General features: G+C 71.0%; 23 protein-coding genes and 3 pseudogenes. 5 read left to right on the forward strand and 21 right to left on the reverse strand.

All coding sequences use genetic code 11. From position 1 onward, the window contains the following. Window positions 1-152 precede the first annotated feature (152 nt). Entirely contained in the window at window positions 153-728 is a 576-nt protein-coding gene (locus ACZ4SV_RS32775; RefSeq protein ID WP_468009223.1) for a TetR/AcrR family transcriptional regulator, read from the forward strand. A 299-nt stretch (window positions 729-1,027) separates the two neighbouring features. Here ACZ4SV_RS32775 and ACZ4SV_RS32780 read toward each other — a convergent pair. The 3 genes and pseudogenes from ACZ4SV_RS32780 to ACZ4SV_RS32790 all read right to left on the reverse strand — a co-directional run. Then, window positions 1,028-1,352: pseudogene (locus ACZ4SV_RS32780) on the reverse strand (gamma-glutamyl-gamma-aminobutyrate hydrolase family protein); the annotation flags it as partial. A 206-nt stretch (window positions 1,353-1,558) separates the two neighbouring features. Further along, the gene (locus ACZ4SV_RS32785; RefSeq protein ID WP_468009226.1) at window positions 1,559-2,449 is read right to left on the reverse strand and encodes a glycoside hydrolase family 19 protein; all 891 of its coding nucleotides are present in this window, start codon (window positions 2,447-2,449) and stop codon (window positions 1,559-1,561) included. 371 nt (window positions 2,450-2,820) lie between these two features. Continuing rightward, on the reverse strand, window positions 2,821-3,687 hold the full coding sequence (locus ACZ4SV_RS32790; protein WP_468009311.1) for a glycoside hydrolase family 19 protein: 867 nt from the start codon (window positions 3,685-3,687) through the stop codon (window positions 2,821-2,823). A gap of 444 nt (window positions 3,688-4,131) precedes the next feature. Here ACZ4SV_RS32790 and ACZ4SV_RS32795 point away from each other — a divergent pair. Next, a pseudogene (locus tag ACZ4SV_RS32795) lies at window positions 4,132-4,602 on the forward strand (amidohydrolase family protein); the annotation flags it as partial. Between the two features lie 204 nt (window positions 4,603-4,806). Here the strand turns inward: ACZ4SV_RS32795 and ACZ4SV_RS32800 are convergent. The 8 genes from ACZ4SV_RS32800 to ACZ4SV_RS32835 form a co-directional block, all read right to left on the reverse strand. Next, the gene (locus tag ACZ4SV_RS32800; protein WP_468009229.1) at window positions 4,807-6,249 is read right to left on the reverse strand and encodes an FAD-binding oxidoreductase; all 1,443 of its coding nucleotides are present in this window, start codon (window positions 6,247-6,249) and stop codon (window positions 4,807-4,809) included. Beyond that, complete coding sequence (locus tag ACZ4SV_RS32805; protein ID WP_468009233.1) at window positions 6,246-7,184, reverse strand: D-isomer specific 2-hydroxyacid dehydrogenase family protein; 939 nt, start codon at window positions 7,182-7,184, stop codon at window positions 6,246-6,248. Before ACZ4SV_RS32805 ends, ACZ4SV_RS32800 begins: the two co-directional genes overlap by 4 nt. After that, window positions 7,181-8,305 carry an aminotransferase class I/II-fold pyridoxal phosphate-dependent enzyme gene (locus ACZ4SV_RS32810; protein WP_468009236.1) on the reverse strand — a complete coding sequence of 375 codons (1,125 nt, stop codon included), beginning with the start codon at window positions 8,303-8,305 and terminating at the stop codon, window positions 7,181-7,183. The genes ACZ4SV_RS32805 and ACZ4SV_RS32810 overlap by 4 nt, the downstream gene beginning before the upstream one ends. A gap of 14 nt (window positions 8,306-8,319) precedes the next feature. Then, window positions 8,320-9,624: a serine hydroxymethyltransferase gene (locus ACZ4SV_RS32815; RefSeq protein ID WP_468009240.1), complete on the reverse strand. Its 1,305-nt coding sequence runs from the start codon at window positions 9,622-9,624 to the stop codon at window positions 8,320-8,322. Further along, window positions 9,617-11,059: a phenylacetate--CoA ligase family protein gene (locus ACZ4SV_RS32820; RefSeq protein WP_468009244.1), complete on the reverse strand. Its 1,443-nt coding sequence runs from the start codon at window positions 11,057-11,059 to the stop codon at window positions 9,617-9,619. The genes ACZ4SV_RS32815 and ACZ4SV_RS32820 overlap by 8 nt, the downstream gene beginning before the upstream one ends. After that, a complete protein-coding gene (locus ACZ4SV_RS32825; RefSeq protein ID WP_468009248.1) occupies window positions 11,007-12,506 on the reverse strand; it encodes an MATE family efflux transporter in 1,500 nt (499 codons plus the stop codon). The genes ACZ4SV_RS32820 and ACZ4SV_RS32825 overlap by 53 nt, the downstream gene beginning before the upstream one ends. A gap of 592 nt (window positions 12,507-13,098) precedes the next feature. Continuing rightward, on the reverse strand, window positions 13,099-14,670 hold the full coding sequence (locus ACZ4SV_RS32830) for a UbiD family decarboxylase (protein WP_468009251.1): 1,572 nt from the start codon (window positions 14,668-14,670) through the stop codon (window positions 13,099-13,101). 215 nt (window positions 14,671-14,885) lie between these two features. Further along, a complete protein-coding gene (locus ACZ4SV_RS32835; protein WP_468009254.1) occupies window positions 14,886-15,482 on the reverse strand; it encodes a non-oxidative hydroxyarylic acid decarboxylases subunit B in 597 nt (198 codons plus the stop codon). 162 nt (window positions 15,483-15,644) lie between these two features. On the opposite strand from ACZ4SV_RS32835, the gene ACZ4SV_RS32840 reads away from it, so the two are divergent. Further along, entirely contained in the window at window positions 15,645-16,562 is a 918-nt protein-coding gene (locus ACZ4SV_RS32840; RefSeq protein WP_468009258.1) for a helix-turn-helix domain-containing protein, read from the forward strand. A 64-nt stretch (window positions 16,563-16,626) separates the two neighbouring features. Here the strand turns inward: ACZ4SV_RS32840 and ACZ4SV_RS32845 are convergent, their stop codons facing one another. Continuing rightward, window positions 16,627-16,752: a hypothetical protein gene (locus tag ACZ4SV_RS32845; RefSeq protein ID WP_468009262.1), complete on the reverse strand. Its 126-nt coding sequence runs from the start codon at window positions 16,750-16,752 to the stop codon at window positions 16,627-16,629. Window positions 16,753-16,947: 195 nt separating this feature from the next. Between ACZ4SV_RS32845 and ACZ4SV_RS32850 the strand changes: the two genes are divergently transcribed. Next, window positions 16,948-18,237 carry an MFS transporter gene (locus ACZ4SV_RS32850; protein WP_468009265.1) on the forward strand — a complete coding sequence of 430 codons (1,290 nt, stop codon included), beginning with the start codon at window positions 16,948-16,950 and terminating at the stop codon, window positions 18,235-18,237. A gap of 48 nt (window positions 18,238-18,285) precedes the next feature. Here the strand turns inward: ACZ4SV_RS32850 and ACZ4SV_RS32855 are convergent. Both ACZ4SV_RS32855 and ACZ4SV_RS32860 read right to left on the reverse strand, forming a co-directional pair. Then, window positions 18,286-18,617, reverse strand: a pseudogene (locus ACZ4SV_RS32855) (ATP-binding protein); the annotation flags it as partial. A 4-nt stretch (window positions 18,618-18,621) separates the two neighbouring features. Further along, window positions 18,622-18,795, reverse strand: a complete 174-nt coding sequence (locus ACZ4SV_RS32860) for a hypothetical protein (RefSeq protein WP_468009269.1) — start codon at window positions 18,793-18,795, stop codon at window positions 18,622-18,624. 612 nt (window positions 18,796-19,407) lie between these two features. Here ACZ4SV_RS32860 and ACZ4SV_RS32865 point away from each other — a divergent pair. Beyond that, the gene (locus ACZ4SV_RS32865; protein ID WP_468009272.1) at window positions 19,408-19,887 is read left to right on the forward strand and encodes a nuclear transport factor 2 family protein; all 480 of its coding nucleotides are present in this window, start codon (window positions 19,408-19,410) and stop codon (window positions 19,885-19,887) included. Window positions 19,888-19,966: 79 nt separating this feature from the next. Here ACZ4SV_RS32865 and ACZ4SV_RS32870 read toward each other — a convergent pair whose 3' ends face one another. From ACZ4SV_RS32870 to ACZ4SV_RS32900, 7 genes are all read right to left on the reverse strand, one after another. After that, window positions 19,967-20,173: a hypothetical protein gene (locus tag ACZ4SV_RS32870; protein ID WP_468009276.1), complete on the reverse strand. Its 207-nt coding sequence runs from the start codon at window positions 20,171-20,173 to the stop codon at window positions 19,967-19,969. A 38-nt stretch (window positions 20,174-20,211) separates the two neighbouring features. Beyond that, window positions 20,212-20,403: a hypothetical protein gene (locus ACZ4SV_RS32875; protein WP_468009279.1), complete on the reverse strand. Its 192-nt coding sequence runs from the start codon at window positions 20,401-20,403 to the stop codon at window positions 20,212-20,214. A gap of 151 nt (window positions 20,404-20,554) precedes the next feature. Beyond that, window positions 20,555-20,746 carry a hypothetical protein gene (locus ACZ4SV_RS32880; protein ID WP_468009282.1) on the reverse strand — a complete coding sequence of 64 codons (192 nt, stop codon included), beginning with the start codon at window positions 20,744-20,746 and terminating at the stop codon, window positions 20,555-20,557. A gap of 227 nt (window positions 20,747-20,973) precedes the next feature. After that, window positions 20,974-21,267 (reverse strand): DUF1330 domain-containing protein, encoded by a 294-nt coding sequence (locus tag ACZ4SV_RS32885; RefSeq protein WP_468009286.1) that lies wholly within the window; start codon window positions 21,265-21,267, stop codon window positions 20,974-20,976. Between the two features lie 33 nt (window positions 21,268-21,300). Further along, window positions 21,301-22,734 (reverse strand): MFS transporter, encoded by a 1,434-nt coding sequence (locus ACZ4SV_RS32890; protein ID WP_468009290.1) that lies wholly within the window; start codon window positions 22,732-22,734, stop codon window positions 21,301-21,303. Next, window positions 22,731-23,093, reverse strand: coding sequence for a MarR family winged helix-turn-helix transcriptional regulator (locus tag ACZ4SV_RS32895; protein ID WP_468009315.1), 363 nt, complete (start codon window positions 23,091-23,093; stop codon window positions 22,731-22,733). Before ACZ4SV_RS32895 ends, ACZ4SV_RS32890 begins: the two co-directional genes overlap by 4 nt. A 255-nt stretch (window positions 23,094-23,348) precedes the next feature. Next, window positions 23,349-25,904 carry a SpoIIE family protein phosphatase gene (locus ACZ4SV_RS32900; RefSeq protein WP_468009295.1) on the reverse strand — a complete coding sequence of 852 codons (2,556 nt, stop codon included), beginning with the start codon at window positions 25,902-25,904 and terminating at the stop codon, window positions 23,349-23,351. Between the last annotated feature and the right edge of the window lie 146 nt (window positions 25,905-26,050).

Below are 26,050 nucleotides of genomic sequence, written 5' to 3' on the forward strand. Positions count from 1 at the left end.
GGGGGAAGTGACCGGCTCCCGTGGAACCGCCCCCGCCGCTATGGTGGATGCGACCGGACAGCTGTCCGGTTATGGGAAACGTAACGGACAGTTGTCCGCTTAGCAAGGGCGAGGTTCGGCCACGTGATCCGGCCACGCCGTGAGGAGGACGCGTGCCGCGGCAGGACCCACCCCAGCGCTCGGACGCGCAGCGCAACCGCGAGCGCATCCTGGAAGTGGCACTCACCGAACTGTCGCGCTGCGCCGACACTCCGCTGAGCCAGATCGCCAAGAAGGCCGGTGTCGGGCAGGGCACCTTCTACCGCAACTTCCCCGACCGCGAATCACTCGTGCTGGAGATCTACCGCCACGAGATGCGGCAGGTCGCCGACAGCACCACGCACCTGCTCGCCACCCGGCCACCCGACGAGGCCCTGCGCGCCTGGATGGACCGGCTCGCCGAGTTCGCCATGACCAAGGCCGGACTGGCCGACGCGATAAGGCAGGTCACCAGCGTGCCCGGCGGCCCCGCCAAGCCCTCCCCCACACCGGTGGCCCACGCGGCGGAACTCCTGCTCCGCGCCAACGAGGACGCCGGCACCATACGCCCCGGAGTCACCGCCGACGACTTCCTGCTCGCCATAGCGGGCCTGTGGCAACTCGACCCCCGCCACGACTGGCGCCCCCGTGCCGCCAGGCTCCTCGACCTGGTCATGTCCGGCTTGCGCAGCGGGGCGCCCGGAGGATGAGGCGCGGCCGGAGCCGGACGGGACGCCCCGGAAGGGAGTGACCGCGCCGACGGCCCGTGGCAGGCGGGGCGGAGCAGCCCTCCAGGCGGGCGGCCTGTTCGGCTGTGCCGGGCGGGGTGGCGTTTCGCGTCCCGCCGACGGGCGGCACGCCTGCCGGCGTGGCGCGCGCCCTTCGACCGACGTTCCGGATGCCGGCGCGCGCGGCAGCAGGGACGGGCGCGCTTGATCGGCACGCCTCACGAGCCGCACGGCCGTCGTCGTATCACGGGGTCGCACTCGTTCGTCGTGCTGTGGGTGGTGTGGGAGCAGGACGCCCGGATCCGACCGGTGCCGGTGACGGCCGCGACGGCGGAGCCGGGGGTGAGGGACACCGTGTGCCGGACGTGCCGGTGTTTCCGGCCCGGCCCCGCCCATGTCCTGGTGCAGGGTGCCGCCCCGGACGGTGTTGACGACCTGGAGGCCGCGGCAGACCGCCAGCAGGGGCAGCCCGAGAGTGAACGCCTGGCGGCCCACCTCCACGTCGAAGGCGTCCTGTTCGTGGTCCACGTCGTAGACGGCCTTGTGGGTCCCGTCGGCCCCGTAGAGGTGCGGTGAGAGGTCTCCGCCGCCGGGGAGCAGCCTGCCGGTGGACGGCGGCCAGTTGCTCACCTAGTGATCCACTGACACTTCGTGTCCCGCGCTGGTGTGGGCGGTGGAGTCGGAGTCGGTCGCTGTCGTCGGCCACCGGCGTCCGCCCCGGTGCCGGGTGCGTGCCGCCCACGAGGAAACGAATCGGGGGCGTACCCGGCCGCCGCCGGGCACGCCCCCTCCTCCTCGGGGTGGATCCGAGCTCAGCAGCTCAGGTTCGAGCCGGGCGTGGTGCCGAGGATCTGGACGAACGTCTGGTACTTGCTGATACGGCTCTGGACCTGGGCGGGGTTGCCGCCGTTGCACTCCAGGCTGCCGTTGATGGAGCGGATGGTCTCACCGAAACCGGCGCCGTTGACCATGGCGTTGTGGGCCGTCATGGTGCCGGGGCCGGTCTGCGTGTTCCAGTACCACAGGCCGGTCTTCCAGGCCACGGCGGCGTTCTGCTCCACCTGCCAGGGGTTGCCCAGCAGGTCGATGCCGAGGGCGTCACCGGCGGCCTTGTAGTTGAAGTTCCAGCTGAGCTGGATGGGACCGCGGCCGTAGTAGGCGGCCTGGCCGGCCGGGCAGCCGTAGGACTTGCTGGTGTCGCAGTAGTGCGGGTAGTTGGCGGTGTTCTGCTCCACGATGTAGACGAGACCGCCGGTCTCGTGGCTGACGTTGGCGAGGAACGCCGCCGCCTCCTGCTTCTTCACCGTGTCGCTGCCGGTGTTGGCGAAGGCCGGGTAGGCGCTCAGCGCCGCCTTGAGGCCGCTGTAGGTGTAGAAGGAGTTCCGGTTCGGGAACATCTGGTTGAACTGCGACTCACTGACGACGAAACCCGAGGGGTCGGGCTGGTTGCCGCCGCCGCCGTCCGATCCGCAGACGCCCTGGTCGGCCCAGACGGCCGAGGTACCCGGAAGCTCGTTCTGCGTCCACCACTTCGCGGTCCAGTTGTGCCCGTTGTACGAGGCGGAGCCGCCTCCCGTGTAGACGGACGAGGCGTTCCAGGCCGGCGCGCAGGTGGCCGCGGCGGCCGTGGCGGCGGGGAGGAAGACGAGCGTCGCGACGGCCGCCACGAGGGCGGCGAGCAGGCTCATGACACGTTTGATCACGCGATCAACTCCTTTGGCGCGGTGTCGCCGACGGGCGGCACCGCCATGGGGGGCCACCACACTCAAGCCAGGTGGTCTGAACCTGTCAAGGTCTAGACCAAATGTTGTCCAGGTCCCGCCGCCGTGCGAGGACGCTCCGCTAGGGTGCCGGCCACCTGCCCGCCACGCTGTCACCTGGGGTAACACCGTCCGCCGTTCGGGAATGAAGGCCGTGTGCGGCGCGTTCCGCGGGCGAGAAATTTTCGCGCCCGTCCAGCATGCGGGAGGGCATTCTCGCGAGCGTAGGCGAGCCTCGAATGTGCCGAAAAGATCACCGCCGAGCTCACCGTCCCCACCGGCTTCGGCCAGGAAGGACCCGGGAGCGGCCTGCGTCAGCAGGTGAGTCCGGACCCCGGTGCCGTACCGATCATCGCGGTGATCCGCTCGTACCGGGCGACCCTCGACGCCACCGACTCCGGGTTCCCGCCGTCGCACTCCAGCGCGCCGTTGAGGGAGCGGATGGTCTGGCCGAAGCCCGCACCGCCGACCATCGCCTCGTGGGAGGTCATCGTGCCGGGACCGTTCTGGGTGTTCCAGTACCAGAGGGCGGTCTGCCAGGCCACCGACGGGTCGCGCTCCACCATCCACGGGTCGTGCAGCAGGTCCAGGCCGAGCGCGTCGCCGGCGGCCTTGTAGTTGAAGTTCCAACTGAACATGATCGGGCCGCGGCCGTAGTACGCCTCCCGCCCCGCCGGACAGCCGTAGGGCTGGCTGTCGTCGCACTTGCGCCAGTAGTTGGCCTCGTTGATCTCCTTGACGTACCGCAGCCCGACCGACTCGAAGTCCGCGTGCGTCAGGAAGGCGGCGGCCTCCCGCGCCCGGGTCTGCGGCGTACCCGTGTTGGCGAAGCGCGGGTAGGCGTGGAGCGCGTCGATCAGCCCCTGGTACGTGTAGAAGGGGTTGCGCTCCGGGAAGATCGCGTCGAACTGCGCCTCGCTGATGACGAAGTCCGACACCCCTCCGGCACAGGCGCCCCGGTCCGCCCACACGCCGGTGGCGCCCGGATTCTCGTTCTGCGTCCACCACTTGGCGCTCCAGTTGCGCCCGTGGTGGGAGACGGTGCCACCGGACGGGTAGGCGGTGGTGGCGCTCCACGGCGGCGCGCAGGCGGGCGTGTCCCCGGCCGCCGCGGCAGGCACGGCGGTGGCGACTCCGGCGGCGGGGAGGAGGAAGGCGGCCGTGGCGACGACGGCGCCCAGTACGGTCAGGAACCTCTTGATGCGTTTCAGCGCTGCTCACTCCTTCGGCGCGGCGCACCGAGCACCTCGGCGGGCCCATGTGACGTGCCGGTCACTCAATCCCTGCTGGTCTGGACCTGTCAAGGTCTGGACCAGTCATGCGCGAGGTCCGGACGCGGAGACGGTCCGTCACACGCCGGCCCGTACCGCCTTCTTGCCCGTCTGGGGGCGGACGGGATGGGTGAGGTGTACCTGACGCGCTCCGGCGGGGGCCGGACCGTCGCCGAACCGACCTCATCCTGGCCGGCGGCGACGTGCTGACCATCGACGACGGATTCACCGTCGCGCAGGCGGTCGCCGTCGCCGCCGGCCGGATCCTCGCGGTGGGCAGTGACGCCGAGATCGCCGCGCCGGCCGGGCCGGACACCCACGTGATCGACCTGGCCGGCCGCACGGTGCTCCCGGGTGTCAACGACTCCCACCTGCCCGCCGCGGCCTGGGCGCTGGCCCGGCCCCCGTTCGCGCTGGACATCGGCCACCCGGCCACCCGGCCGCGCGGTCATAGCCGACGCGGTACGGCGGGCCGCCGCGGGCACGCCCGAGGGCGAGTGGATCACCGAGCTCGGGTGGGACACCGGCTACCTGGCAGAGGTGCCTGGCCGATCCGGCCCGCCGCCCGCACCGGGGCGACCTGGACGGGGCCGCCCCGATCACCCCGTCTGCCTGACCGACTTCTCCGGCCACATGGTCGGGGCGAACTCCAGGGCGCTGGAGCTCGCCGGGATCATCCGCGGCACCGAGTCCCCGGCGGGCGGTGTCATCGAGACCGACGCCACCGGGGAGCCCACCGGCATTCTGAAGGAGACGGCGCAGGCACTCGTCCAGGGCCTGATACCGCCCGCGACCGTCCCGGAACGCAAGGAGGCGATCCGGACGGCCGTGGCGGCGCTGCACGCGGAGGGCACCACCAGCTACACGGCGCCGGGACTCGGTCCGGGCGGCGCCGAGATCCTCGGCGGGGGCCTCGACACGGCGACGCTCCAGGCGTACACCGAACTGGCGCGCGCGGGTCGAGGAGAAGAGGGGTACCGGTGCGCGGCAGAGTGCTGGGCATCGCAAGCGCGGTGTCCGCCGGCGCGTTTACGGCGCCGTTGGGGTGGTGGGCTTGGGGGATCCGGGTGGCAGCCGGTTTTGCCGGTCGTCTTGTGGTGTCCGGGCTTTCCGGGTGTCCGTGAGTCCGGCTCGGTGGCCTCGGGCGAACAGGCGGTCCGGGTCGTACGTCTTCTCCAGCCGTCGCAGGGCGTTGCCGGCGCCGGCCATGCCTGCATGGGAGTCGGAGGTGTCGGAGTAGTTGGAGTAGGCCCGCACGCTGTCGTGCCCGGATCGCAGCCGTTCGGTCCAGGTGCGTCCCCAGTGGACGTGGGTGTCGTCCTGTGCCCGGTCCGGCCATCTCGCCGACAGCAGGACGCCCATCCGTGAGTCCCGCAGGGGGTAGGCGGACCCTTCGGCGTGGGCGTGCAGGGTGTCGGTGTTGAAGTACTCGACGAGTAGCGAGCATCTGGTGGTGGGTGCGGCGCGCAGGGCGTCGGTCATCACGTCGGGGTCGAGGGCCAGGCGGGTGGAGTGGGTGGATTTCCAGTAGCCGCGCATGGGCGGCAGGAAGGAGGAGTCGAAGTGTGCTTGCCAGCGCGGGTATGGCCGTTCCATGACATCCGACCAGTCGCCCCCGATTCTCTTTTTGAGCCGGGTGGTTTCCCTGGCCGTCTCGCGGGCGTCGCCGTGGCAGCACAGGTCGACGGAGAGTTCGGGCACTCCGTCACGGTGGAGGAGGACCGGGGCGAGGGTCAGTGAGGTGGGTGTGCGTTCTTCCAGCAGTGCGTGGATCCGGTGGAGCACGTCGGCTGCCCGGTTCAGTGGGAAGCGTACGGAACCGGCGGTGATCCGGGGCAGCGGGAGGGTGCGGAAGCGCAGTTCCAGGATGATCCCGAAGGCACCGGCCCCGCCGCCGCGCAGCGCGTGGAAGAGGTCGGGATGCTGGTCGCGGGACACGTCCAGGATCCGGCCGTCGGCGAGGAGCACGCGGGCGCCGCTGAGGTGGTCGCAGGTCAGTCCGTGACCGGCCACCAGCCACCCGATCCCGCCGCCCAGGGTGAGTCCGGTGATTCCGGTGTCGCTGACCGTGCCCGAGGGAACGCAGCGGCCGTAGGCGGCGAGTTGTGTGTCGAGGTCCCCGAGGCGTGCTCCGGGCCGTACCCGGGCCGTTCGGGTGTGAGGGTCGTAGACGACGGCCCGGAACTCCGAGAAGTCGATCACCAGGCCGGCGTCGACGGTCGAGAACCCGCCGATGTGGTGACCGCCGCCGCGTACCGCGACGGGGACTTCGAGCGTGGCGGCGCTGGTGAGGGCCTTGCGCAGGACGGTTTCGTCGAGGCTGCGCAGGATCGCGGCGGGCCGGTGGTCGTGCATCCGGTTGTACACCTGCCGGGCCGTCTCGTACCGCGGTGACGACGGCAGGACCAGGCAGCCGTCCGGCACGACGGTTCTCAGCCGGGCGACCAGGGCCCGGGCCGCCTCACCGCTCACGGGGCCTCCTCGTCGAGGACGGCGAGCAGGTTGTCGACCGCCGCGTTCTCCATCCGGGACCAGGACGTCGCGGAGGAGGCGGCGATGTGGCTGGTGACGAAGAGGGAGGTGCCGTGCAGGCGCAGCAGGCCGTGAGGGTCGTCCGCGGGGTCGGGGAGGGGTTCTTGGTAGTAGCCGTCCAGCGCGGCGCCGGTCAGGGCGCCCGTCTCCAGGGCGCGGCGCAGGGCGCCGGGGTCGATCACCCGGGGATCGGCCGTGCTGACGAGGTAGCGGGGTGTGGGTCCCGTGCCGAGGAGCCGGTCGTCCACCAGGTTCGTCGTCTCCTCGTTCAGGGAGCAGCAGACGAACACGGTGGTGCTGCGCGTGAACAGCTCGGTGAGGCCGGTGTGGGTCAGTGCGAGGGCCTTCTCGTGGTGTTCCTTGCGGGTGCGGGAGTGGTAGAGGACCTGGCAGGAGAACCCGCGGACCAGCATCCCGGCCAGGGCCCCGCCGGTCGCGCCGAGGCCCAGGATGCCGACCGTCGCGCGGGTGAGTTCGGTGGAGGTCCGGGACGGCTGCTTGCGGTCCTGCAGGTCGGGAAGGGCCCGGCGCATCATGCCGGCGGCCAGTGCGAGGGCGAACTCCGCGACCGCGACGCCGTTCACTCCCGGGGTGGTGAGGATTCGTACGCCGGTGTCGCGTGCCGCGTCGAGGTCGATGAACGAGCCGGCGCCGGTGCCGGCGAAGGAGATGCAGCGCAGGGAGGGCGCGGACTCCAGGACGGTCCGGGACAGCCGCTCGTCACCGCCGAGGAGGTAGTGGTCGGCGTCCCGGACGCGCCGGCAGAGTTCCTGTTGCGTGATCGGTGCGTCGACGTGGTCGACGGTGATGCCCCGCCGGCGGCAGTACTCGGCGAGTCGCAGGGGTACGGACTGGCCGGAGACCACGATCTTCACCGGCGTACCGCCTTGTCGAAGTACTCGGCCATGCGGGTGAGTCCGCGTTCGAACTCGCTGTCCGGTTTCATGAGGCTGACCCGTATGTTGCGTGTGCTGTGCGGGGCGTGCGGGCTGTCCCAGAAGAACCCGCGTCCGGGCAGCACGCCCACGCCGTGGCCGCGCAGTTCCCGTACGACGGTCTGGTCGTCGAGGCCGGTGCCCGCCGTGGACAGCCACTCCACGCTGATGCGGCTCGGCCGGGCCTCCCGCTCGACGAGGTCCTCGCCCAGCGTCTGCCGCAGCCGGGCGCGCCGGCGTGCGACGAGGCGGTGCAGGGACCGGTTGAGGCCGGTGACGCGTGCGTCTTCGAAGAAGTCTCCGAGGACCCGCAGGGTGAACTTGGAGACGCAGAGGTAGATCTCGTTGTAGATCTCCCGCAGCGGGGCGCGATGGTCGGCGGAACAGGACAGGAGGCTGGCCTTCATGTCCTGGGTGGGGAAGATCTTGCCGGTGTCCTCGAAGACGATGTACGAGGCGCCGAGGTCCTGGAGGACGCGGTAGGTGTCCCAGGCCGGCGGGTAGAACAGCCTGAAGCTGGCGTCGATGACGATCGTGACGCCATGCTCGACGCACGCGCGCACGAGCGCGGTGAAGGCATCCTCGGACAGGTTGGTGCCGGTGGGGTTGTTCGGGTTCACCAGGAACAGCACGTCCGCGCCGGGGAGCCGGCGGGCCAGTGACTCGCCGTCGCGGACCTCCCGTTCGGAGACGGGAGAAGGGTCCGCGCCGCGCCGGCGCAGGATCAGGGCGAGATTGTCGAAGGTGGGACAGGTCAGCAGGACGCGTTTGCCGGTGAGGGTCAGGTATGCGGCGACGAGGTCGATCGAGTTCGACGCGGTCGGCAGGATCAGGTGCCCGGGGGCCGCCTGGAGTCCGGGCGACCCGATCAGTTGCGCGTACCGGCCGATGTAGCGGTGCTCCGATTCCGGGACCGACTCCGCCTCGGACGTGCGCCAGGCGGTGCCGAGCCGGTCGACGATCACCTCCTGGCCGGCGGTGAGCCCTTGGTAGGCGTGGCCGTCCGCGAGGTTCGCCTCGGTGAGGAAACCTATCTGCTCGTAGTCCGTGAGTGTCTTCACGCGTTGGTCCCCCATCAGTTCGCCGCCGGTAAGAGTTCCGTCATGGCGCGCACATCTCCCGGCCTGTCCCGGCCGGTCAGCTCGCGGAACGCGGCGGCGCACGTGCCGCGGTCCCCGCCGCAGAGCGCCTGCACCACCAGCCGGCCCAGCTCCTCCGCGTCCGCGACGGTGTAGCCGCAGGAGGAGAGCCAGGCGGTGCCCAGCCGCAGTCCGCCGGCGTCCCTGAGCCGGTCGGAGGCATCGTGCGGCAGCGACTGGCGGTTGGTGAGGACACCCAGGTCCTCCAGCAGCGCCTCCGCGGCGCGCCCGTCGTGCCCGAAGACCCGCCGGGTGTCCAGGAGCAGGTAGTGCTTGTCGGTGCCGCCGCCGACGACGGCCCGTGGGTCGTGCGCCTGCAGCCGCCGGCCGAGCGCCCGGGCCAGCGCGACGCTCCGGCCCGCGTACTCGGCGAAGGCGGCCGTACGGCTCTCCAGGAGCGCCGCCGCCGCGTCGGTGAGCCTGCGGATGGGGAAACTGGACTGGGTCCCGGGGTGGACCGCGGCGTCCATGCGGCCGGCCAGCTCGGCACGGCACAGCAGGGCGGCCCCGTGCGGTCCCCTGAGTGTCTTGTCGAGCGACATCGTCACCACGTCGGCGGCCCGCAGGTCGCACGCGAAGGCGCCGCCCGCGATCAGCCCCGCCTCGTGCGACAGGTCCAGGTGCAGATAGGCGCCGACCTCGTCGCAGAGGGAACGCAGTGCGCCCAGGTCGTAGCTCCACGGGTACGACGACGAACCGCAGATGACCAGCCGGGGGCGGAACTCCTTCGCGGTGCGGCGTGCTTCCTCGTAGTCGATACGTCCGTCCGGTCCGACCCCGTAGAACGAGAACGCGTAGTCACGGCCGGAGAAGTTCGCCCGCATACCGTGGGTGAGGTGCCCGCCCGCGCGGAACCGCAGGGCGAGCACGCGGTCCCCGGGCCGCAGCAGGCCCTGGTAGACGGCCTGGTTGGCCTGGCTGCACGAATGGGACTGGAGGATGGCGTGATCCACGCCGAAGACCTCGCACGCGATCTCCGCCGCGACGCGCTCCAGCTCGTTGTGCAGGGCCGCGCCGGCGAAGGGCCGCTTGCCGACGATTCCCTCCTGGATCATGTCGCCCGTGTAGGGCAGCGAGCGGGCCCGCCATCCCGGCACGGCGTTGTCACTGGCGATCAGGTTGATGACGGAGCGTTCGTACGCCTCCTGCCGGGCGCCGAGTTCGAAGAGTTCGCTCCGCAGCCTCGCCCACTTCTCCGGCGTCCCTGCCGCGGGGAGGGCGTTGCCGTCCGTGTCAGTCACGCGTCCAGGCCCCTTCGGTGTAGATGAGGCGTCGTTTCCCGGAGACGAACGTGTCGAAGGTGTCGGCACGGACGATGCCGACCTGCATCTTCTCGTGGACGAACAGCGACGACAGCTCGCGGACGAACTCGGTGAGGAGCATGTTGTCCGCGGTGTCCTTCCGTGGGTCCGACAGTTGCAGGCGCACTTCGATACGGTCCGGTGCCACCTGGACGATCTGGTACTGGCGTACGTTCGACTCCTCGAGAACCAGGGTCCGGTCGCACAGGCCGAGAACGGCGTCGGCCGGCACCGTCCGGCTCCGTCCGTCGCGCAGTTTCTCGTCCTCGCGGCCCCGGAACGCGTCGATCATCCGGAAGCGGGAACCGCACCCGCAGGTGGCGCCGGGGGCGGCGAGGCGGACGATGTCCCCCTGGTCGTAGCGGATGAACGGCATGAACGCGTTGCCGAGCGAGGTGCCGACCAGGTGCCCGAACCCGCTCTCGCCGGCCGCGGCGACCTCCATGTAGGCGCTGTCCTCGACGAGGTGGTAGTGGCGCTCCCGGCACTCGTAGGCGATGAGGGAGAACTCCTCCGAGGAGTACTCGTCGAGCACCGGGACCCGGAAGATCCGGGAGTACTTCTCCCGCTCCTCGCGGCTGCTGCGCTCGGAGTTGGTGATGACCGTCTCCACACCGAGCGCGTCGAGGGCGGTGTTCTCCTCCGCGAGGCGCTGGAGATAGCTCGGGAAGCAGAGCATGACCTGGGGGCGGACCTGGGCCAGGTTTTCCAGGAGGATGCCGGTGGGGCACTCCTGGGCGACGGTGACGTAGGGGTAGGCGCCCAGCAGCGAGGTGAGCCGCTCGGCGGCGAAGTACACCTGGTAGCGCCAGTCGTCCGGCTTCAGGGCGCGGCCGAGGGCGAGTTCGGCGTGGCGCATGTTCAGCAGCACCCGGTAGTCGGTACTCGCGTTGTCCTGGAGGATCGTCAGGTTCAGTCCGCTGGATCCGGAGGTACGGGCCGAGTGGACGGTCCGAGTCCCGGCCGCTTTCCTCGTCTCCTCGCTCACGCCCGCCTCGATGAGCATGCGTTTGTCGATGACGGGCAGTTGCTCGAAGTCGGACCAGGTGACGATGTCCCCCGGTTCGAACCCGACGGCCGCATACAGCTCCCGGTAGAACGGGATCGTCGCATAAGCCCCGTCGACGAGGGTGCGCAGCCGGTCGAGCTGCCAGGTCCTGACCTCGTCCGGGTCCAGGCGGGGACGTGCGCGCAGCCGGGAGTTCTCCAGCTCCCATTTACGTTTGATGCGTAATTGCTGTCTCGGGGTTTCCGGGACCAGCCGGTCACTCCTGCGGATGTACGGAGCGATTCTGCCGTCCGCTGCGATGTCGCTCTCGACATCACGTATGCCGGTGCCCGCTCCGGCCAGGTCCGAGAATGTGGGGTCCGGCATTGACGTCTCCCTCTTTCCGCGTGTTTTTGACAATGGCGATATGCCGTCCGATCCGCGCGAAGACACATATCCCGATACCGCATCCGCCGACGATGACACCGACCCACAGGCCATAGAATCCGAGGGGTGTCAGCCGGCTCAGGAGGATGCCGGTTCCGAGACCGATGATCCAGTAGCCCGCACCCACCACGACCGTGGGAGTCCTGGTGTCCGACAGGCCCACCAGATATCCCATCGACATGGTGATGAGCGTGTCGACGACGAGATAGGCGATCACGAGCGGGAGAAGCGTGTGCACCATGCTCTCCGCGTTAGGGTCGTGCAGCCCGAAGAGCACCCGGGTGATGAAGCCCGACGAGGCCAGCATGACCGCCGACAGGCCGGCGCAGTAGCCGAGCCCGATCGTCACCAGCGCGTTCCGCAGGTCCCGAAGGGCCCGCCAGTCGCCGTCCTCCCGGGCCCACGCGGCCACCGTCGTCGCCGCGCCGGAGAAACCGAGAGCGAAGACGACCACCAGGGTCTCCAGCCGCAGACCGATGGCGTGGGCGGCGGTCGCGTCGGCTCCGAAGCCGCCCACGAAGAACGCGAGGACGGGCAGGAACCCCTCTCCGAGCAGGATGCGTACGCCGATCCAGGAGCCCACGGCCAGCAGTTCGCCGAGCAGGGGAAGACGGGGGGCCAGTGACGCGTCTCTGAGCCCGAGTCCGCGGAGCCGGCCGGTCAGGAGCAGGACCGCGACGGCGAGGACGATGAAGGCCCGCACGAGCGTGCTCGCCAGCCCCGCTCCGAAGACCCCCAGGCCTGGAACCGGCCCGGCGCCGAACGTCAGGGCGTAGCCCAGGGCCAGGTTCAGGGGGACGGCCGCCAGCATCACCCAGGTCGCCGGCCTGGGCCGGCCGATGCCGGTCAGCAGGCACCGGGCGTCGACGTAGAGGAGGAACAGGGGCAGCCCGGCGGCGGCGCCCACGTTGTAGTCCTGGGCGATACCCGCTGTCCGCGGGCTCTGCCCGAGGAAGGCCAGGATATTCCCGGTGTTCAGCAGGACCGCCACACCCAGGATTCCCACGAGTACCGCGAGCCACGCGCCCTGCACGAACCAGGTGCGTACGGCGCCCGCGTCGGCCGCGCGATGACCGGCCGCCAGCCTGGGGGTGACCGCCGTCACGATTCCCAGACCGAAGAGCATGGTCGCGCTGAAAACACTCAGCGCGAGGGTCACTCCCGCCAGTTCGTCGGGCCCGAGTCTGCTCACCAGCGCGGCGTCGGTGAAGGAGATGGCGAGCTGTGCGACGAAGCCTATCGCCAGGGGAAGACCCAGGGGCAGAACCCTGCGCACCATTCCCCGTCCGGAATTCCGGACTACCGGTACCGGCTCCCTCACCGCCGCATCACCAACGGAGCCGGCTTTTTCAGTCGCGTACGGGCCGGGATCATCGACATGTTGCATCGACAGGAGCGAGTCAGCATGATGCGTTCCCCCCATTGAAATTTCAATTTCAATTCCGAGCGTAGATCACGGCGGCTTCCCCGGCCAAGACCCGCGGTGAACTTGGCCGGAAGTCCATGCCCTGGGACAGCAGATGAAAAAGGGAAACGGCAGCACTGCCGGTGTGCCGGGCCCGCCGGACCGCACCGCCGACGTGTCGGGCCCGGCCGGTCCGCGCCACCGGGACCGGGCACCGGCCGGCACCATGGGGTTCCCCAGCAGGGCACGGACCAGGGCGGAGGGGCCGGTCCGGCCCGCGGTGTCCGCGTGCCGGCCGGTCTCCCGCGTCCTGGGGCCCGCCCGCAGACCCACTCGGCCGGGGGCCGGGCACCACGTGCATCCGGCCGGAGTGGCCTGCGGCCGCCACCGCACTCAGTTCTGGACCGCGTCGACCGCATAGGGGCGCCGGGCACCGGCCTCAACCCCGGGGACCCTGCTGCCACACGGACGTCCTGGCCGGCCCGGCGCGCTGCCGCGCCGCCGTCCGGTGAGCCGCGCGGGTCCGCCCGCTTCGTCCCGCCCCACCTGGTCCGGCATGGCACCGCACGGCACGTCAGGCGTCGTAGCCGTAGTCCGTCCAGTTCTCCAGCACGTGCTCCTGCAGTTCGCGGGGGTACGACGTGCGGAAGGAGGCGGTGGTGCCGCGGAAGGAGTCCGGCAGCAGGCAGTCCGTGACCGACTTGCCGCCCCGGGCGGCGCGGACCTCCTCGGGGGTGAGGTAGGGGACCATCGGGATGCCGGGGGCCTGCGGGAAGGTGTGGTGGCCGGTGTCCGGGTGGCAGCGCGTGGCGAGCGCCCAGACGACCTGGCCGATGTCGGTGACGTCGATGTCGTCGTCGACGACGATCACCTTGGGCACCAGCCATCCGGCGTGCGAGGCGAACAGCACGTCGGCGATCGAACGGATCAACCCGGCCCGGTCCAGGCCCAGTTCGGCCCGCCGGGCGCGGTCGACGGAGACGGCGAGCCAGCAGGTGGCGGCCTCGTAGGGGCACCACGCCAGGGTGACCGGCAGCCCGGCGGCGCGGAGCACGTCCAGGGCGGCGGCCGCGATCATGGTGCCCCAGATCGTGTGGTTCTCCTCCGGCGGCACCCCGGCCGCGCAGACCGGCAGGATCGGGTCGTCGCGGTAGGTGACCGCCTCGACGTGGAAGACGGGCTGCTCCTTGCCGTCGGGGAAGGCGTACCCGTGGTACTCCCCCATCGGCCCCTCGGGGGCGGTCTCGTCGCTGCTGAGGTAACCCTCCAGGACGATTTCGGCGTTGGCGGGCACGTACAGTCCGTTCGTCTCGGTTCGGACCACCTCGACCGGGCTGCCGGTGAGCGCGCCGACGTAGCCGTCCTCGTCGACGTGCGCCGGGAGCGGCATCCCCGCGGCGGCGAGCGCCGCGGGCGGGGCGCCCAGGACCATCGCCCACGGCGTGTGCCGGCCCGTCTCGCGCCACGCCTCGCGGATCATGCCGACGTGTTGCTGCGCCATGGCGGGACCGACCAGGGTCCTGCGGTCGCGCAGCATGGTGCGGGCCACCGACCAGCTCGTCCACGAGCCGTCCGGGGTGCGCACCACGTGGAAACCGTAGGTGCCGAAGTACCGTCCGCCGTCCTCCTGGTGGAGCAGGGGTACGGGGAAGAGTTCCAGGTCGACGTCGTCACCGGTGCGGACGTTCTGCTTGCACGGGCCGGTGGCGACCTCGACCGGCGCGACGGGGTCCGCGTGCATGGCGGCGACGAGGTGTTCCACGATCCGGCGCGGCCCGGCGTCGCGGGGCAATCCGACGTGCGCGGCGAGCCGCGCGTGGGCGGCGCCCGACCGGGGGTCGCCCAGTCCGGCCGGGGCGCCCAGGACGCGGTGGCCGGGGGCGGTGCCGGTGAGGGAGGTGAACAAGGGGGCAGGTGCGCCGGTCTCGTACGCCCGACGGGTCACGGCGCCCACTTCGAGGTGCGGATCGACGGTCCTGCCGATCTCCACCGCATCGCCGTCGGCCAGCAGCCGTGCGACGAAGGCCCGGAAGTCGAGGGCGGGGTCGGGAGCGGGGTCGGGAGCAGGGTGCTGGGAGAGGCCGGGGGCGGGGGCGAGGTCACGGCTGGTGCGGGAGGCCGGGCCGGGGTCGGAGTGCGTGGTCATGGCGCGGGCGGGCTCCTGTTCGTCTGGGTGGGGGGCGGGGGCGGGGGCGGGGGCGGGGGCGGGGTTGGGGGCCGGTCGGGGGTGGGGTGTTGGGCCGGTCAAAGGGGGCCGCCGGTCAAGGGGGGCGTTGGGCCGGTCAAGGGGGGCCACCGGTCAGGATCGGGCGCCGGTCAGGGCTGCGGCGTCGGGGCGGTCCGTGGGCGGGGTGGGGCCGGTCAGGGGGTGCCGGCGGGTCGCTCGGCGCGGGCTGGGCGCATGCCGGTCCAGCGGCCGGGGGCAGGGGTCTCGACACCGAGCTGGTCGAGGACGCGTACCACCAGGTGGTCGACAAGGTCGTCGATGGTGCGCGGATGGTTGTAGAAGGCGGGCATCGGGGGAACGATGCGTACGCCCATCCGCGCGAGCGCGAGCATGTTCTCCAGGTGGATCTCGTTGAGCGGGGTCTCGCGCGGGACCAGGACGAGCGGTCGGCCTTCCTTGAGCACGACGTCCGCCGCACGGCCCACGAGCCCGTCGGCGTGCCCGGCGCGGATCCCCGCCAGGGTCTTCATGCTGCACGGCACGATCACCATGCCGTCGGTGCGGAAGGAACCGGACGACAGCGGCGAGCCCTGGTCCTCCGGGCGGTGGGTGACGTCGGCCAGTGCGCTCACCTCACGCACCGTGCGGCCCGTCTCCAGTTCGATGGTCGCACGCGCCCAGCGGCTGATCACCAGGTGGGTCTCGATCCCCGGATCGGCGGCGAGCCGTTCCAGCAGCCGCACCCCGAGCACGGCCCCGGTCGCCCCGGTCATCCCCACGATCAGCCGCATCGGCCGGTCCTCCTCCGCTCGGCGCACGGCCCGGTGGCCGGGTGCGCAGAATCAGTCGTCCGGGTGGGCCGCTGGCGGTCGGTGCCACGCCCGTTTCCCGGTCGTTCCACCGTCCACGCTAGGGATCTCCGCACGCTGCCCGGCGATAGACTCGGGCACGAGATGAGCAGAATCGGACAGGCTTCCGGCCCCGTCGCCTTCCCCTTCCCCACCACACCCGGCGGGCCGCCCGGCGTGGAGGTCACCGATCTGCCCGGGCTGCTGACCCGGATCGGGCGGCTCGGTGCGACGGCCGACGCGCCCGTGCGCCTGGAGTTCCATCTCGTGATGACCGTGCGTTCGGGGCTCTTGCGCTGCCTGGTGGACACCACCGACTGCACGGTGGCGCCCGGGAGCTGGCTGTGGATCCGGCCCGGCCAGTTCGTACGGTTCCCGGACGGGCTCCGGGGCGGTGCGGACGTACCGGACACGGCGGTGGTGCTGTTCCAGGCGAGCTTCCTCGACGCGGCCACCGTCACCGGGGCGCAACTGGACCGCAGGGCCTGGAGGTTGCCGATGTCCCCCGCGCCGCAGGCCGCGCAGCCCCTGGACCGGACGCTGGAGCTGCTGGAGGGCGAGTACCACCGGCTGCGTGACCTGCCGCTGGAGGTCCACGTCGCGGTCGTCCGGCATGTCCTGTCGGTCCTGGTGCTGCGCCTGGCGAACCTGCCGGGCGGGCAGCGCAGGCATGCCGGGGACGCGGCCTTCCGCCGCTTCCGTGACGCCGTCGAGCAGGACTTCGCCCGTCACCACCAGGTCGAGGTGTACGCGGCCCGGCTCGGCTACAGCGTGCGGTCGCTGACCCGCGCCACGAACGCCGCGGTCGGGCGCGGGGCCAAGGCGTTCATCGACGACCGGCTGGTCCTGGAGGCCAAACGGCTGCTGCTGCACACACAGCTCCCGGCGTCCGCGGTCGCGGACCGGCTCGGCTTCTCCAGCACGACGGTCTTCACCCGCTTCTTCCGCCACCGCACCTCGGAGACACCCCTCGGCTTCCGCAGGCGTGCGCGCACGGAGACGCAACGGCCCCCGGCACCGTGACCGCCGCGGCGGCCACGGACCTCACCCGCCGTGGCGCACCAGGTGACTACGGCCACGGTGACGGTCACGCGAGGTCGCGCGTCCGGCGGACCGGGCTCGCCAGCAGGACCGCCGGGCTGACCGTGCGGAGCACGGCCATGAGTGCGAGCAAGGCGCGGTTGGCCCACAGGGCGGCGGAACCCTCCGTCACCGAGGACCACTTGGTTTCGCAGGCGAGAGCGGGCAACGTTCATCGCTGGTTCTGGGCAGCTCGTTTTGGGCAGCGCACAACGATCAGATCGCTCGGGCCTATCCATGAGAGCCGGCAACACTGGCGCATGTCTGCCGTGTTGGGTGACCTGTTTCGACGTCGTCTGCGGGTGATCTTCGTTGATACGGTCCGAACATGCCGCGCCTGGTGGACGTCCCTGGGTACGTACGTTTCCTGACCGCTTCGGCTGTGTCTGCGTTCGGCTCTCGCATCTCGGGGCTGGCGTTGCAGATCCTGACCGCCGTGGCGCTGAGCGCATCCGCCACCGAGGTCGGCATCGTCAACGCCGCCCGCTGGGTTCCGTATCTGCTCTTCGGACTCATAGCCGGGGTCGTGGTGGACCGCTGGCGGCGCAAGCCGATGATGGTCGCCACGGACCTCGGACGGGCGGTCCTGCTCGGTGCGATACCCGTGCTGTATGCGCTGGATCGGCTCAGCATCCCCGCGCTGTGCGTGTTCGTCTTCGTGCTGGGAATGCTGTCGTTGCTGTTCGAGGCGGCGAACCAGTCGTATGTGCCCCAGCTGGTACCGAACGAGCTGCTCAACGCGGGGTACGCCCGTGTGCAACAGGCCGACGCGGTGGCCGGCTCGACCGGCCCGCTGATCGCCGGTGTCCTGATCAAAATCGTGGGAGCGCCGCTTGCCGTGCTGGTGGACGCCCTCACCTATCTGATATCCGGCCTGCTGCTCACCTCGGTGAAGGCACCCGACCCCGTCCCCGGTCGAGGCGCACGGCGCAGCGTGGGCAGCGAGCTGCGCGAGGGCGTGGCATGGGTCTACCGGCATCGCACGCTGGCGTCCATCGCCCTGACCTCGCACGCGATGCTCCTTTTCAACAGCATGGTGAGCACGGTCTTCGTGGTCTTCGCGCTGCAGAGCCTCAAGATCGGGGAATTCGGTCTGGGGGTCACCTATGCCTGCGCGAGTGCCGGCGCGGTACTCGGCGGTGCGCTTTCCGGGCGCGTGGCCAGAAGACTGGACGTCGGCGCCACTCTGATCGCCTTCCGCCTGCTCGCCGCCATCGGCTGGCTGCCTTTGGTCCTGGCCGAGCGCGGATCGTGGGCGCTCGCCTCCGTGTCGCTCGCTTTCTTCCTCGTGTCCCTGGCCATCGGCATCGAAAGCCCGGTGGAGATGAGCTACCGCCAGGCGGTGACACCCGAGGGGCTGCGCGGACGGATGAACGCGACGATCCGCTCGATGAACTGGGGAATGGTAGCGGTGGGGGCACCGCTGGGCGGAGTACTCGCCGACCAGGTCAGCTATCGCTTCGCCCTGTGCATCGGACTGTCCGGAGCAGTCATCCAGGCACTCGTGCTGACGGTTTCCCCCACCCGGAGGGCCCGTACCGCCGACCAACTCGATCCCTCGACAGATGATCCGACACGGCACGGCGCAGAAGCCACTGCCGGGGAGAGCAAGGACTGATCAGCTCGCGGTGGCATGCTCGGCCAGGGCGGCCCTGGTGCTGGAGAGCTTGACCCAGTCGCAGGTGGCCAGTGTGTGGAGGACGGCCGGATCGATGTGCGGGTCGGCCTCGGAACCGAAGCCCCGCAGGGCCTTCTCCCGCGGGAAGGCAGCGACCTTGATCCGCCGTCCGGAACGTCGGCGGACCCGGTCGTCGCACTCGGCCATCAGCAGCTCGGCGAGGAATCCGCAATACGACATCTGGTCTGGACACGTACGGCGGCTTCGGCCAGGTCGGGGAACTGTGCCCGGATGGTTGGCAACCGCAGCATGCGGCATGCCTGGCCGACGGCGGTGTCGGCGGCCTGTTCGGTCAGCCCGTGGTGGCGTTGGAACGTCACGGCGTCACTCTCCCTGGATGGCGGGGCGGCCGGCCGGCCACCTAGCTTTCAGCAACTGGTCGTAGGCCGCGACCGAGGGCGGCGGCCGGGTGTCGGGCGGCAGGTGGGCCAGCCGCCGCTGTGTCAGGAACATCGCCGTCTGCCGGTCCGACCGGGCCGGGACGGGTGGCTCGTCCACGTCGTCGGCTCGGCTGCCTGCGCGCCTCCAGCGCGACCGCGTCCGCCGTCGATGCGCCGGCCCGCAGGGCGGTGGCCCGTCCGGCGACCAGGTGCTCGTCAAGTGGAGTGGCGGCCCAGCAGCAGGATCTCGACCAGAGCCTGGGTGCGGTCGCGGTCCCCGTGGACCGTGCCCGTCGTAGACCACCAGCTCGGACGCGTGCAGCATGACCCGCACCGTCCGGCCGATCAGCCACACCGGCACCACAGCCGGTCGGCGGTGGCCGCGAGACCGGACGGCTGGGCGAATCATGCCTCCGAGTCGATTCGGCGCCGTTCGTCGACCCAACCCCATTGCTCGATCCCCCCGTGGAAATACCGCCCGGCTACACCATAGACGGACGAGACGTTGACGATGGTGTCGGTGCCCGCCGCGCGGTGGCCCAGCCGATACCCGATGGACAGCCGGTGATCAGCACCGAAATCGGAGCCGTCATCAAACTCTCCCGCCTTTTCTCGCACCCCACTGTGAGGTATGTTCCCGCGAGGGTTCTCGTGGTATCAATGAGGACACCGCAGGGCGGCATTCAGTGTTTCCAAAAAAGTATTCCGAAGGACTCGGGGAAGGATCCGCATGTATCACCGAATCGTTGCCGCGAAATTACGCAAAGCCTTTGCCCAGATTGACTCCGGGGACTGGCAGTCCATGGTGGACACGCTGGCCCCGAATTTCACTTATGTCTTCTACGGGGAACACGCACTGTCTGGCGAACGGCACACCCGCGAGGCGATGAGCCTGTGGTGGCAGCGGGTTTTCCGGCTCATCCCGGAGGCCCGTTTCGAGCCGCTGGAAATCATTATTTCCGGCGGTCCCTGGCTGACCAAGGTGGCCACCCGGGTGAAGATCGGCGGCCCGCTCCCGGACGGCACCCGCTACGACAACGTCATGACGCAGTTCCTCTATCTGAGGTGGGGTCGGATCACCGAGATTCACACCCTGGAGGACACCGTCGTCCTCCAGCGCGCCCTGGATGCCATCGCCGCCTCCGGAAACGCCGAGGCGCACGCCGCGCCCATCACGGACGCGGACGCGCGCGCCGTCCGGCGGGACTGACGCGCGGGCGTTCGCCCTCAAGGATCCAGGCGTCCCCCACGACCTTGAGGTCGGGGAAGGACGCGCGCTGGAGTCGCACTCACTCCTTGAAGCGCTCTACGCCCTCCTTGCCGTTGGGCGCGGTGCCGTGGCTGATGTGCTCGTCACCGGCGCCCTCGTAGATGACGTCGAGATTTCCCTTGCCGAGGAACTCCTTGTGATAGCGCTCCTTCCGTTTCCGAGCGCCCCGGGAAAACCCAAGTCCGTGAGCACGGGAAGCCCCGACATCACGCTTTTCGCGCGCCATACCCCGAGGGCCGGATGGCCCTCGAAGACGCAATTCCCCTACTCCTCGGAATACAGGGTGCCGTGGCCGACCACCAAGGGGTCGACGGTGACCGAGAGACCCGCACGCGGCGTGCTGGGCGTCGCCCAGAGGCCGTTGGAGGCACACGGCCGCACCTCGTGCGACCAGCGGCCGTCGGGGAGTTGCATCCAGGCTGCGGCCGGGACCACCGACGAGTGCCAGTGCAGCATCGGTGGCCCGAACTCCACGCGGTCGTCCGCGTGACGTCCGACCGCGGTGGGGCAGGCGAGCGCGTGTACCCCGGTTCGTAGACGTCCCGCGGGCTCGCGCCCGCGGCCCGTCGGGGCCGTCGTCCGGCCACCGGGGGGACACGTCGACGACTCAGGTGCGCCCCTCGCGGGTGCCGGCGCTCTCCCGCTCCCAGACAGTCGTGGGGTCGTCCAGGCACAGCAGCTCCAGACGTACGACGATCTCTTCAAGGCAGTCGGCGCGCAGCGCAGGGAAGTCCCCCGGTACGATCCACTCGGCGCCCTGGACCGCGCTCTCCAACAGCAGGACCCCGGCGCGTGCCACGCACATCGGATGGCCGGGGCGGTGGCGCGCTGGTGTGGACCGGCGCGCGCATGGTGCGCTGGGCTGCGCACGATGTAACGCACTCCCCCGCCCGGCGGACCGCACCCCGATGCGGCGATGTACGGCGTCGTCCGCGCCGCGCACCGCCCTTGCGGACGGTGACGGTGCATGGTGGCGGAGGGGAGGGTCTCCCCTCCGCCACCAGTGAAGATCCGCCTGGACCTCGGTCAGTCGATGCCTTCAACGATGCGGAAGTCGCGCTCGACGCCGTCGGAGAGGGCGGCCAGCGCCTCCTGGTAGGCCGCACTCTCGTGCGCCGCGACGGCCTGCTCGAAGCTGTCGAACTCGATCAGGACGGTGCGCTCGGCGATTCCGGCGTCATGCGCCACGACCCGGCCGCCACGGACGAGGGCCCGGCCGCCCCCGGCCGCGACGGCCGGACCGGCCAGCTCGTTGTAGGCAGCCAGTTTCTCGGGGTCTGAAATGGTGCGGTAGGCGCTGACCCAGTAGCCCTTGGGCATGGAACCTCCAGTGTGGGAACGAGTGCATCCGACTTACGGGTTGGTCTCGGACGAGCGTCGGCGGGCGAGAGCGAGGCTTGTCAGCGTCGTGATCGCCATGGCGCCGATACCGACGAGCGCCGCGGTGGTGTAGGCGCTGTCGTCGGGGAAGAGGTGGCCGGGGCCGGTGCCCGCGGCGAGGATCAGGCCGCCGAAGGCGCTGCCCAGGGAGTACCCGACGCTGCGGACGACGTAGTTGAAGCTCATGGCGCTCGACGTCTCGCTCTGGGGGGTGACGGCCAGGATGACGCCGGGCATCGCGGCCGAGAAGCCGCCGACGCCGAAGCCGAGCACGCCCATCGCCGCGAACAGTTCGGCCAGGTCCGACCGGGCCGCCGCGAACAGGGCGAACCCGCCGCCGACCACGACGGCGCTGCCGGCCAGGAGCAGGGGGCCGGCGATCCGCGTCCGGGCCCGCGGCGTGAGCTTGCCTGCGACGAACCCCAGCACCGAGAACGGGATGAGGACCAGCCCGGCGACGAAGGTCGTCAGCCCGAAGCCGTAGCCGGCGCCGTGCGGCGTCTGCGCGTACCGGGTGACGAGCGTGAGCAGGAGGTACATGCCGATCCCGCCGACGAACATGGCGAGGTTCGCCCCGGCGACCGCCGGGTGCCGCACCGCCCGCACGTCGACCAGGGGCGTCGTGCTGCGCAGCTCGATCGCGGCCCAGACGCAGAGCAGCACCACCGCGACGACGGCGAGGCCCGCCGCCACGGCGAGGTACCGGCTCCACAGATTCCGTTCGCCGGCGAGGAACAGCACCAGGAGCAGCGCAGCGGCCAGGACGACCGTGCCTGCCACGTCCACGTGGGCGGAGCGGCCTTCGGGGGCTTCGGGCATGGAGCGCAACGCGGTCAGGAGGGCGGCGGCGGTGACGACCAGGCCGAGGCCGTAGGCGGCCCGTACCCCGCCGAGCTCGGCGAGCAGTGCGGCCAGCGGATAGCCGACGCCGGCCCCGATGACCGAGACCACCGAGATCAGGGCGATCACGGTCGCGCTGCGCTCCTCGGGGAGGTGGTCCCGGGCCACGCCCATCATCAGCGCCGTCAGCCCGAGCCCGACGCCCTGGGCCGCCCTGCCGGCCAGCAGCCACACGAACGGCAGCGGCAGCACGGTGAGCGCGCTGCCGGCGACGACGACCGCCAGCGTGGCGAGGATCGTGGCCCGCCGGTGCGGGCCGGCTCCGAGCCGGCCCAGGACCGGCGTGGCGACGGCGCCGCTGAGCAGCGCGACGGTCAGCGTCCACTGCGCGCTGCCGAGCGAGACGTGGAACGAGGTCGCCACGCTGGTGATGAGCGGCGTCCCGAGGCTGGCGACCGCCGCCACGACCAGAGCGATGAACACCAGGGCGGGGACCAGCAGCCGCGCCTCGGAACGCGCCACCGGTAACGCCTCCACCGCGGCCCCGCCGGCCGGCTGCCCGGTCACTGCCTCGGCCCTTCGCGATCCTGGCTTTCGAGCTCTGCCAGATGCTGCAGCGCCGGAAGGGCCGCCACCAGCGCCTCGACCTCGTCGCCGGTGAGCTGGCCGATCAACCGCTCGAACGCCTGGACGCCCGCCTGGCGCCGCGTCCGGACATAGGAGGCGCCGGCCTCGGTCAGGCACACCAGCGTGACCCGCCTGTCGGCCGCGTCGCCCCGCCGCTCGACCAGGCCGGACTCCTCCATCACCCGGACCAGGGCGGTCATCGCGGGCTGGGTGACGCCCTCGACCGCAGCCAGATCGGTGATGCGCCGCGGGCCGGTCCGGTCCAGGGTGGCCAGGGTGGCGGCGGACGTCAGGCTCATGTCCCGGGGCAGGCGTCTCGCGGCCCTCGTGGCCAGGCCGTAGAGGGCTGCCCCGATGGCGGCGGACGCGCCAGGAGCGGTGTCTTGACGACTCATGCCCGAAGCATAGCCTTTTTATATTCATAGTCTATGGAAATGGTCGACTGACGCTGGCCCTACGGGCTGTGCTCGGGGTCCGAGGGCAGCATTCCGGGACCGGGCTGCTGGTGCCGCTGCTCGTGTTCCTGGCGGCGCCGGTCGACCGGCCCGGCCGGGTCATGTGCCCGGCGGGGCGGGGCGTAGGGCGAGGAGGGCGATGTCGTCGGTGCTGCCGGCGCCGAGGCCGAGGATCAGTTCGTCGCAGAAGACGTCGAGGGGGGCCTGGGCGAGGGCGGCGGTGTGCCGGCGCAGGCGGGCCATGGCGTCGCTGAGGGATTCCCCTGGGCGTTCGATCAGGCCGTCGGTGAACATGAGCAGGGTGGAGTGGGCCGGCAGTGGATCGCGGGCGGTGGGTCGGGGAAGGGTGCTGTCCACGCCGATGAGGAGACCGGAGGCGGCGTCCAGGTAGTGGGTGTCGCCGTTGGAGCAGGTCAGCAGCGGGGGGAGGTGTCCGGCGGAGGAGTGGTGCACTTCCCATGGGCCGTTGCGGGGGCCTTTGACGACGGCGTAAGCGCAGGTCGCGGTGGAGTGCGGGTAAAGGGTGAGGGTCGCGAGGTCGAGGCGGCGGAGCACCTCCGAGGGGCGGTCCTGGCAGTCGACGGCGATGCCGCGGAGCATGTTGCGCAGTTGGCTCATCGTGACGGCGGCGTTCAGATCATGCCCGGACACGTCTCCGATGACCAGTGCCGTGTCGCCGTCGGGCAGGGTGAAGGCGTCGAACCAGTCGCCGCCGACCTGGGCGGTGGTACTGGACGGGGCGTAGCGGGCGGTGATCTCCATGGACGGGATGTGCGGGAGGCGGGGCAGCAGGGAGCGCTGAAGGCGCTCGGCCGCGGTACGGGTGTGCTGGTGCAGACGGGCGTTGTCGACACTCAGCGAGATGCCTTTCACGAGGTCGGCGACGAGAAGCGCGTCCTGTTCGGTGAAGGGGTCGTCGTGGCGGGTGCGTACGACGATCAGGGCGCCCAGCACCTCGCGGCGGGCCCGCAGCGGGGCCATGATCGTGCTGGTGGCGTCCAGCTGCTCGAACAACTCAAGCTGCCGGGCGTCCAGGGCGCTTTCCGCCTGGTCCGGTGACGGGATATCGGTGATCAGCAGGGGGCCCGCGCCGTGCAGCACCCGGGCCAGAGGTCCTTGCGCGTTCTCGGCCACCGGGGGCAGCCTGCCGAGGTCCACCCCCACGCTCAGTGCCCGGGGATCACGGTGGACGACGCAGACCCGTTCGGCATTCCCATGCTCGTCGAGCAGGTCGACCACGCACCAGTCGGCCATCTGCTGGGTGAGGACGTGGCACACCCGGCGCAGTCCCTCGCGCAAGTCGAGTGTGCTCGACAGCGCACTGGTGGTGTCGGCCAGCAAGCTCAACCGCTCCCACGCCCGTGTCGCCTCCGCGCCGCCGGCCCGCGGTGCCGCCGCCGCACCGGTGTGTAGCCGCACCGAAGAACCGGGGTCGGGACGCGATACCGGCCGGTCCTCCCCGGGAGCCGTCGCCCTGGGCATGAACTGGCCCACCCGTACCGTGCGGCCGTCCACCGCCTCCTGGCTCTGGACGTGCAGGCGCACAGGGACCAGGCTGCCGTCGTGGTGCAGCGCCGGCAGCGGGATGGACCGGCCCATGATGCGGGAGCGGCCGGTCAACCGGAGCGCGGTGAATCCCGCCCGATGACGCTCGCGCAGGTGTTCGGGAATCAGCACCGTCAAGGGCCGGCCGATCAGCTCGTCGGTCTGCCATCCCAGCAGGTCGGCCAGCGCGGCGTTGGCCGCGATGATCCGGCCGTCGTCGTCGGCCGCGACCGTCGGGACACCACTGTCCTCCACGTCACCGGCGTCCCACGGGGTGAATTCGACGGAGGTCGCGTCCGGCACTCCGGGCTGCAGCGTCCACGCGGTGGGCGGACCTCCGGAGAGTTGAGTGACCAGTTGGTCGAGCACCCACTGGTAGTTGCTCCGCACGTTCGGCGGAGCCGGGAGGGTGAGCAGGGCGCCCAGCTGCGCCGCCGCGTCGCCGTGTTCGCACACGTGCCGTAAGGCGTCCACGGCCGGCGCGGCGTCCAGGGGAAACGCGATCTCCAGGGTCACCGTGGTGCCGCCGACGACCGTCTCCGCCAGCGCGGATGTCATGCACGCATTGATCACGTTGGCCACATCGCCGGCGGCCAGCAGCTCGGGGCCCGACACCCCGGTGCGCTCCTCGACGCAGGTGGTCAACATCAGCTCACGCAGCATCTCGTCAGCGTGCTGCTGCGCCGCGCGGAACACGATGTAGGGCAGGTCGATCAGTGTCACGGTCGCGGTTCGCCCGTACAGCGGCACGGACTCCCATCCGGATGTCGGCGGCGCCGGGGCCTTGGGCCACAGCTCGAACCAGGCCGTCTTACGGCCCTCCCCGACGTGGGCTCCATGACTGGAAGCCAGCTCCTCGACCATGGCGAGGCCCCGTCCGGCACCGGCATACGGTCTGGGTTCCCGCGGCACGAACGGGCGGTCCGGCCGGCTGTCGCCGATGCGCACCCGCACGCGTCCCTCGTGGGACCAGACCCGGACCTCCACCTCGGTACGCGCGTGCAGCACCGCGTTGGTCACCAGCTCGCTGGCCAGCAGCTCGGCGGTGTCCACCACCTCTGGCGCGACACCACGCAACACCGAGCGCACGAACCGCCGGGCCAGCGGCACACTGCGCGTCTCCGGAGGAAAACGCCGGAAAAGAACTCCGGGTGGACTAGATGTATTGCCCTGTGAGGTTGGGGACGCGGCTGGCGGGTGGTTGGCCCTTGAGCGCGGTGTGTCCGCGGTGGTGATTGTAGGTGTGCAGCCACTGC

The sequence above is a fragment of the Streptomyces sp. NPDC027672 genome, from assembly GCF_055566335.1.